The following is a 1,607-nucleotide window of genomic DNA, read 5'->3' as shown; positions in this document are numbered from 1 at the left end:
ACTAGCATTGACGCCATCATAACACGCAGAACATAACCACTGGGTGGGTCAGTTCTCGGTGACAATGCCGGGTCAAATCTCAGTGGCAATCAACAGGCAGGCCGCCAGAAAGAGGTTCATGGGCTGCTGATCTTGGGACCTTCGGGGGCGGGCAAGACGACGCTGGTCAGGAATGCCCTACACCAGCACCCCTCGGGCCTGCATATCCTGTCTGAAGGCGAGGAACAGGCGGATGTCGTCAGCTTGGCTGTGCCGTCGCCCGCCACGCCGAAGGGCGTCGGTCTAGGCATGTTGGATACGCTCGGCTATCAGCTCCGTCGGGACCGATCCGCCCATATCATCTGGCAGCTTGTGAAAACACAGTTTGCCGAGCGGCAGGTTCTGTTCCTGCATCTGGACGAGGCGCAGGACTTCGCGCGCCACAATAATCGTGGCGAACAGCATGCGGTGATCAGCACGCTGAAATCGCTGATGCAGTCACCGAAATGGCCGGTCGGCCTCATCCTCAGTGGCATGCCGGACCTGCTGGACCTGGTGAACATGGACCCGCAGCTTGCGCGCCGCCTGAGGCCCATCGAGCATCGTCCGCTGAAGACAAGCGTCGACGGGGGCATGATCGTCGCCGCGATCCGGCAATATGCCGCAGCGGCGCAGATCGCGGCGGACGAAAATCTCGGCAAGCCAGACTTTGTCAGACGGCTCGTTCATGCCGCCGACTCCTGCTTTGGTATCCTCGCCGAAATGATCTGCGAGGCCATCGGCGAAGTGCTTCTTCCCGGAGATGACACCCTGTCGGTGAAAGCCTTCGTCAGCTGCTTCGCGCGGCGTTCCGGCTGTCCGAACGGCCTGAACCCCTTCATCGCCGAGAACTATCTGACCATCAACGTACGCAAGCTGCTGGAGCCAGAGCCCGGTCCTGATATCCCCAGGAGGCCGCGATGAGGCTGGGGCTGACATTGCCGCTCCTGCCGATGGAAACCCTGCCGTCTTTCGTGTCGCACATCGCGCAGAGGAACGGGTTGCGGCATGTGCAGGATTTTGTTCAGGACATGGATCTGTCCTGGCAAAAAATCCTTCAGCTTGATCCCGATACGGTCCAGGAACTTGCCGATCTGACGGGCGCTGATGTTGAGGCGCTTGTTGCAGGCAGCTTCGTGCCGGTTGGTGACGGGTTCTTCTGCTTCCGTGGCCGTGACCTGCCGCTGTCCTTTCTGAATCGCTCGGCTCTGAAATACTGTCCCCATTGCGTCGCAAACGACCGCGATGTCCATGGCAGGACATGGGGACGGGTTTTGTGGCAGCTCGACTCTTTGCAGGTCTGTCCGGCGCATGGGACGATGCTGGACGTATTGGCGCCGCCGAGTAACGCGCGAAAGTTGGTGATGCCCTGAGGGGCGGCATATCATGGCGGTGTTCAGACGCCGTCAATTCTCAGCCGAGAAAGGGATATGCCACATGTCGGAGACTACCATCAGCACGCTGCCCGATCCATCGGGGTTTTCGCCGGATCCACTGACGGACCTCATCCGGGAGGGTGCGCGCAAGCTGATCGAACAAGCGGTTGAGGCCGAGCTGGCAACGCTCCTCGCCGCGTTCGCTGAGGAAAG

At 60.5% G+C, this 1,607-nt stretch carries 2 protein-coding genes and 1 pseudogene; all 3 read left to right on the top strand.

Going from position 1 to position 1,607, the window contains the following annotated elements; all coding sequences use genetic code 11:
• Window positions 1-39 precede the first annotated feature (39 nt).
• Window positions 40-942 (top strand): TniB family NTP-binding protein, encoded by a 903-nt coding sequence (locus DFP89_RS19970; protein ID WP_114351041.1) that lies wholly within the window; start codon window positions 40-42, stop codon window positions 940-942.
• Window positions 939-1,391 carry a TniQ family protein gene (locus DFP89_RS19965; protein WP_114351040.1) on the top strand — a complete coding sequence of 151 codons (453 nt, stop codon included), beginning with the start codon at window positions 939-941 and terminating at the stop codon, window positions 1,389-1,391. The genes DFP89_RS19970 and DFP89_RS19965 overlap by 4 nt, the downstream gene beginning before the upstream one ends.
• A 64-nt stretch (window positions 1,392-1,455) precedes the next feature.
• Window positions 1,456-1,607, top strand: a pseudogene (locus DFP89_RS19960) (IS256 family transposase); the annotation flags it as partial.

The sequence above is a fragment of the Paracoccus lutimaris genome, assembly GCF_003337565.1.
Classification (GTDB): domain Bacteria; phylum Pseudomonadota; class Alphaproteobacteria; order Rhodobacterales; family Rhodobacteraceae; genus Paracoccus; species Paracoccus lutimaris.
This window is presented reverse-complemented; position numbering and strand designations above follow the sequence as displayed.

What these genes read in the sequence shown, in the direction of transcription:
- DFP89_RS19965 (WP_114351040.1), top strand. Translation starts at nt 939, where the DNA reads ATGAGGCTGGGGCTGACATTGCCGCTCCTGCCGATGGAAACCCTGCCG.